We start from the raw sequence: 6343 nt of genomic DNA, 5'->3' as shown, positions 1-6343 counted from the left end.
CACACCTTATGCGGCGCTGTTGGCTGTCTGCCTGAGGGCAGGCGGGTCTGGCTTCGCCGTTTTCCGTGAAGTCAGCAGGCACAGCGCGGGTGCCAGGGCGAACACGGCGAAAAGCCACTGAGCCGCGCCCGCCGTTCCGGGTACACCACCGGGGTTGGTCAGGCCCCCGAGGTTGGCGACCATGCCGGCCAGGGCGGCGCCCATGGCGGTGGCAAACAGCTCTACCGTCATGATGGAAGAGGCAGCCAGGTCTTCTTCGCCAGATGGCGCAATCTGCAGCACACGCGTGCTCAGGTGCGGCCAGGCGATACCGACGGCAAAACCCACAGCCACCATGGCGGCGCAGATTGGCGCCAGCACGGGCCAGCCGCCATTACTGGGTGCGGGCATCAGCACTGCCATGCCCACCAGGCCCGCCAGTGCCAGCACTGGTGCAACGCGGATGGCCAGGCTGGCCCGGGTGCCGGTGGCGCTTGAGCTGATGAGTGAGCCCAGCGTCCAGCCTGCCGACATGATGGCGGCGAGGTAGCCTGAGACAAGCGGTGTCTGGGCATGCAGGACCTGAAAAAACAAGGGTGAAAAAATCTCCGTGCTGGTGACCGTCATGCCCAGCAGCCCCATGGCGAGGTAAAGGGCGCCCAGCACTCCGGGGCGAAACGCATCCTGCGGCAGCAGGCGGTTGGCGGCGCGCTTGTCGACGATGACCAGCAAGGCGCTGAGCGCAACCGCTGCACCCACACCGGCCGCATTCCACATGACTTGTGTGCTGACGCTGCCAGCTGAAACGGCGAAGACCGCACCGGCCAGCAGGAACAACTGCATCCACGGCACGGATGTCGGCGGGCTGCTGGCCGTGTTGTGCCGGGGAATCACGCAGACGGCGAGCACGGTGAACAGTGCCGCTGCGGGAATAAGCGCGCCAAACGCCCATCGCCAGGCATCCATCTGGGCAAACACGCCCCCTATGGCCGGCCCGACCAGGGTGGCCACGCCCCACATGCCCGACAACAGGCCGATGGCCCTGGACCACAAGGCTTCGTCGTACAGCAGGCGGATCATCGCGTAGGGCAGGGCCAGCAACAGCCCGCCGCCAAAGCCTTGCACCACACGACCGGCCAGCATGACGGGCATGGAAGGCGCCAGCGAGCAGGCGAGCGAGCCCACAGCAAAGATCGCAGCGCCGAGCACATAGGCAAAGCGCGGCCCGAGCTTGCCCAGCACCTGCGTCGCCATGGCGGCGCTGATGATGGAGGCCACTACAAAGAGGGCGGTGTTCCAGGCGTAGAACTCCAGCCCGCCAATGTCGCGCACGACGGACGGCAGGATGGTGGTGCCGATGTAGAGGTTGATGGCATGCAGCGCGACGCCGCCGACCAGCGCCAGCGTGCGGATGGCGTTGACGCCGGTCAGCAGAGCCATCCAGCCTGTGGGAGCGGTGCCTGATGTGTTGCTTGAGGTGCTGTTCATTCCAGCGCCTCGGGCCCGAAGGCCAGCCCGTCGAGCTTGTCCGGGTTGCGCATGATGAAGATGTTGTTGGCCTTGCCGTCGTCGTTGTAGGCGAAGGTGATGGCGGCGGCGATCTCGCCGGTGCTCGACCGCAGCTGGATGGCGCGGCCGCCGTTGATCTCGCAGGGCACCCATTCGTAGTGGGCCCAGTAGCGGGCCAGTTGCGTCGTCAGCAGGGTGAGCACGCTGCCCTTGCCCTGGAAGATGCCTTCAACCGAGCTGACCTTGCCGCCGCTGTCGGTGCTCAGTGCGATGTCGTCCGAGAGCAGGCTGGCGAGCGATTCGGTGCTGCCGGCGGTGATGGCTTCGCGAAAAGCGGTGAGCAGGTCGTCCTGCACCTTGGGCGGTGTTACGTGCCGGACTTTTCCCTGGGCGATGCTGGTGCTGGCGCGCGAGACCAGCTTGCGGCAGGCAGCTTCTTCCATGTCCAGCATCTCGGCCACTTCGGCGTAAGGTGTCTCAAAAATCTCATGCAGCAGGTAGGCAGCGCGCTCTTTGGGCGTGAGGCGTTCGAGCAGCAGCAAAAAGGCCATGCTCAGCGATGAGGCCAGCAGGGCATGTGTTTCGGGCGTGTCTTCGGTTTGCGTGTGGATGGGTTCGGGCAGCCAGGTGCCGACATAGTCGACCCGGCTGCGCTGGGCGTCGCGCAGCATGTCGATGCAGTGGCGCGTGCAGATGGCGGTGAGCCAGGCAGCCGGCGTGGCGATGCTCGCGTAGTCGGCCGCCAGCCATTTGATGAAGACGTCCTGCACGGCGTCTTCGGCATCAGCCCGTGAACCGAGGATGCGGTAGGCCAGGCCAAACAAATGCCTGCGCCTTTCTTCAAACACGGCGGTGGGGTCGATGTTTTGCATTGCGCGCGCCTTGCCTTGCTTTGCTCAGTGTGCCGAGACCTGGATGCGGTTCCAGAGGTTGATCATGCCGATGGTAGCGGTCAGCGCGCCAATCTCCTTGTCGCTGAACGATTGGCGCAGGCGGCCGCGCAGGCTGGCGTAGTCGGTCTTGTGGTCTAGCGTGGTCAGCGCTTCCGTCCAGGCCAGTGCGGCTTTCTCGGCTTCACTGAAGTCATTGACATGCGCCCAGACGACGAGGCGGTCCAGCCTGTCCTGGGTTTCACCGTCTTCACGGGCTTCCCGCAGGTGCATCTTGACGCAGAAAGCGCAGCCGTTGATTTGCGAGGCGCGCAGGTGAATCAGGTGGTGCAGTTTTTTGTCCAGGCCCTGGGCGCCAATGGTTTGACTGACCTTGAGCAGGGCGGGGTAGACATCAGGAATCGCGAGGTCGATACGGACGGGGGCAGTGTTGGCGGCGGTGTTAGCGGTAGGGGCAGTCATGGTGTTTCCTTTAAAAAGAGTTCAAAAGTTGGGTGTCACACCGTATTGACGATTCAGCTTTGCCGTTTGTGACGCGTTGTGACGCCTGCCTTCAAAAAAAGATGAAACAAATGAAAAATCGCCTGATCCCCAAAGGAATACAGGCGATAGCGGGCAAGCGCCTGTGCGCTCTAGCGTGGCGTGTTCAACAAGGTGTTCATCGCCGAATAGTCCAGCTTGGAGCCGAGCAGCGGTGACAGGTCCTGTTTCAGCAAGGCTTCGACGCTGGTTCGGGCGTGTTCGTAAGCCACCTGGAAAGGCGCCGGCCCTACGCTGAGGCGCCGCACACCGGCGGCCTGCAAGTCGGCAATGGCCGGCAGCCCGGGCATGGCCATCAGGTTCAGCGGCAGGCTGACGGCTTCGCAGATTTCCCGCACGTCAGGCAAGGCCGTGAGGCCGGGGACAAAGGCGCCGTCCGCCCCAGCCTGCTGGTACAGCTTGAGGCGGGTGATGCTGGCCTGGGCCGGCGTGCCTTCGACTTTCAGCTTGCGCAGGTAGACATCGGTGCGGGCGTTGATAAACAGCGGTGCGCCTTTGAGTGCTGTACGGATGGCGCGGATTTTTTCCGCCAGTAGCTCGGGCGCACCGCCGCCGTCTTCGAGGTTGATGCCAGCCGCCCCCACGGCGACCAGCTCGGCGGCCAGGCGGCCTACCTCGGCGGAGCTCTCGCTGTAGCCGTCTTCCATGTCGACGGTCAGGGGCAGGCTCAAGACACGGGTGATGCGGGCGACGGCATCGAGCAACTCGTCGGGCGGCAAGGCGCCGCCGTCGGCATAGCCGCAGGCCCAGGCGAGCGACGCGCTGCTGGTGGCGACGGCTTTGGCGCCGGACGCCTCAAAGATTTTGGCGCTGGCGGCGTCCCAGGCATTGGGCAGCAGCAAAACGCCGTGGGGCGCCTTGTGAAGTTGGGCAAATTGTTGGTAGTGAAGGACTTGCATGGCGGCTCCGTCGTTGTTGGCGGGATGGGAGAATCGAACCTCACAGCTTAGCAAGCCGGGCTGAAGCGGCTGGCCGTTTCAGGACCTTTCCTGCCCTATTTACTTCAGGTTACGGGTTGCGAAATTCCACCTCAAACCGGGCCAGGCCCGCGTAGTCAAACTGTGTGCGTTTTCCGAGGGGAAGCGTCAGCACGCCGGCATAGGAGCCCGTGATCACCGCCTGGCCCGCCAGCAGGCCGATGCCGCGTTCGCTCAGGAAATTGGCCAGCCAGTACAGCGGCGTGCGCGGGTCGCCGTTCGGGTGCCTGGCTTCGGCGGTTTGCGCAGGTTCTCCAGCGACTTGCCAGGTCAATTCAAATGCCGAGACATCGGGCCCGCCCAGTTCTGGCCCCAGCCACAGGCCGTTGTTGACCACGCCGTCGGCCAGCAGTTCGGGAAAAGGCAGGCTGCTGTGGTCCGTGTAGCGGCTGGCACAGATTTCCAGCGCGGCATGGACGGAGCCAATGGCTGCATCCACCTCAGCCTCGGTGTAGGGCTGCGCGCGCGGGGGCAGGTCTTTGGCCAGTACAAAAGCCAGTTCCGGCTCAACCACCACGGCGGCGGCACCTGCAGGAAAATGCACGGTGCATGTTGCGGCGCGGCTGAGGGTGGGCTGGTAAATGGGTGCGGCTACCAGCTTGCCGGGGCTGGGCGGTGAGGCCTTCCAGCCGGCCACCGGCTGGCCCAGCCGGCGGGTGACTTCCTGCTGCGCCTGCCAGCCGTCTTCCAGGTCGGCAGGACGGCAGCTGTCGGGCAAGCGTGGGCCCGCCTTTCCCGTGGTTCGCCTTGCTATTAATTCGATAGCTGCTTGCGCAAGTTTTTCGGGGGCTAGAGGCATATTTGACTTAAAAATCAGGGGTGTGAAGGTTTGGCTGCCTCCCGGGTGGCATGAAGGCAGTGTCCCGCAAGCGGGTGCGTTTCAGTGTAGCGGGCTTGCCTGGGGCCGAGACGTGTGCGTGCGCTTTTCCTCAACCCTCAGCGGGGTGCCTGGGCGCCTCGTACTTCCTTGTACTATTGACAGCTTCATACGCTTTTCTGTGCTGCCCTTCCTGTTCCTCCCTTCCAACATCATGAAAAACTCCCTGAGCCCTGCTTCCACCCTGCCTGTTGACGCCGCTGATGCCTTGCTGGTGGGGCGTGTCTGGATAGAAGGCACTGGCCCGGTGCTGGCTTTGGTCACACCCGACGGTGTGTATGACCTTTCCAGCGTCGCGCCGACCGCCAGCCAGCTGCTGGAATTGCCGGGTGTCGCCAAGGTTGTGCGGGCCGCTGCGGCGAAGCTGCCGCGGCTGGCGAGCACGGCCGAAGTGCTGGCCAATTCCGCTGAGGATGCGCATGACACCAGGCTGCCCTGGCTGTTGGCGCCATGCGACCTGCAGGCGCTGAAAGCCTCGGGTGTGACGTTTGTCGAATCGATGCTGGAGCGCGTGATTGAAGAACAGGCGGGCGGCGACGCCAGCAAGGCCGATGGAGCGCGCAAGGCGGTGATCGCCGTGATCGGCGAGAACCTGGGCAGCATCAAGCCCGGTTCGCCCGAAGCGGCCCAGCTCAAAGATGTGCTGATCGCCCAGGGCATGTGGTCGCAGTACCTGGAAGTGGGCATCGGCCCCGACGCGGAAATCTTTACCAAGAGCCAGCCGATGAGCGCGGTCGGCACGGGCGCCGAAGTGGGCATACACCCTGGCAGCGACTGGAACAACCCCGAACCTGAAGTCGTGCTGGCCGTGAACTCGCGCGGCGAGACCGTGGGCGCCGCTTTGGGCAACGACGTGAACCTGCGCGACTTTGAAGGCCGCAGCGCACTGCTGCTGGGCAAAGCCAAAGACAACAACGCATCGTGCGCGATCGGCCCCTTCATCCGCCTGCTCGACGAACGCTTCACCATCGACCATGTGCGCAGCAGCGACCTGAGCATCACCGTCACAGGGCCTGAGGGCTTTGTGATGAAGGGTGGCAGCTCGCTGAAAAAGATCAGCCGCGACCCGCTGGACCTGGTGGCGCAAGCCATTGGCGCCAACCACCAGTACCCCGACGGCTTCATGCTTTTCCTGGGCACCATGTTTGCCCCCACGCAAGACCGCCACGGCCCGGGCCAGGGCTTTACCCACGTGGTGGGTGATGTAGTGACGGTGGCCACGCCGCAGCTGGGCAGCCTGGTGAACCGCGTCACGACTTCCGACAAGGCTGCGCCGTGGACCTTCGGCATTTCGGCGCTGATGAAAAGCCTGGCCAAGCGCAAGCTGCTGTAAAAAAGGAGAGGGCGGATGCATACCTCTGCATTGGTGCTGTTTTCCGGCGGACAGGACTCCACCACCTGCCTGGCGCAGGCGTTGTCGAAATACGAACGTGTCGAGACGGTGGCTTTTGACTACGGCCAGCGCCACAAGGTAGAGCTGGAAGCGCGGCTCAATGTGCTGCGCGAAATCAAACAGCAGTTCCCACAGTGGGCCCACAAGATCGGTGAAGACCACCTGCTGGACCTGGCGG

General features: G+C 64.0%; 7 protein-coding genes. 2 read left to right on the top strand and 5 right to left on the bottom strand.

Features of this window, described 5'->3' with window-relative positions; all coding sequences use genetic code 11:
* Positions 1-6: 6 nt before the first annotated feature.
* The 5 genes from AC1D1X_RS13020 to AC1D1X_RS13000 form a co-directional block, all read right to left on the bottom strand.
* On the bottom strand, positions 7-1467 hold the full coding sequence (locus tag AC1D1X_RS13020) for an MFS transporter (protein ID WP_477669938.1): 1461 nt from the start codon (positions 1465-1467) through the stop codon (positions 7-9).
* Entirely contained in the window at positions 1464-2360 is an 897-nt protein-coding gene (locus tag AC1D1X_RS13015) for a sigma-70 family RNA polymerase sigma factor (RefSeq protein WP_477669937.1), read from the bottom strand. Before AC1D1X_RS13015 ends, AC1D1X_RS13020 begins: the two co-directional genes overlap by 4 nt.
* A gap of 24 nt (positions 2361-2384) precedes the next feature.
* A complete protein-coding gene (locus AC1D1X_RS13010; protein ID WP_477669936.1) occupies positions 2385-2840 on the bottom strand; it encodes a carboxymuconolactone decarboxylase family protein in 456 nt (151 codons plus the stop codon).
* 170 nt (positions 2841-3010) lie between these two features.
* Entirely contained in the window at positions 3011-3817 is an 807-nt protein-coding gene (locus AC1D1X_RS13005) for an isocitrate lyase/PEP mutase family protein (RefSeq protein ID WP_477669935.1), read from the bottom strand.
* A gap of 109 nt (positions 3818-3926) precedes the next feature.
* A complete protein-coding gene (locus tag AC1D1X_RS13000) occupies positions 3927-4694 on the bottom strand; it encodes a 2-keto-4-pentenoate hydratase (RefSeq protein WP_477669934.1) in 768 nt (255 codons plus the stop codon).
* 232 nt (positions 4695-4926) lie between these two features.
* Between AC1D1X_RS13000 and AC1D1X_RS12995 the strand changes: the two genes are divergently transcribed.
* Both AC1D1X_RS12995 and AC1D1X_RS12990 read left to right on the top strand, forming a co-directional pair.
* On the top strand, positions 4927-6105 hold the full coding sequence (locus AC1D1X_RS12995; protein ID WP_477669933.1) for a fumarylacetoacetate hydrolase family protein: 1179 nt from the start codon (positions 4927-4929) through the stop codon (positions 6103-6105).
* Positions 6106-6120: 15 nt separating this feature from the next.
* The coding region (locus AC1D1X_RS12990; protein WP_477698413.1) for a 7-cyano-7-deazaguanine synthase at positions 6121-6343 on the top strand (223 nt) is incomplete at its 3' end.

This window comes from Polaromonas sp. P1_G4 (genome assembly GCF_056405475.1).
Note: the sequence above shows the minus strand (reverse complement) of the source record. Positions and strands in the feature narration are given on the sequence as shown.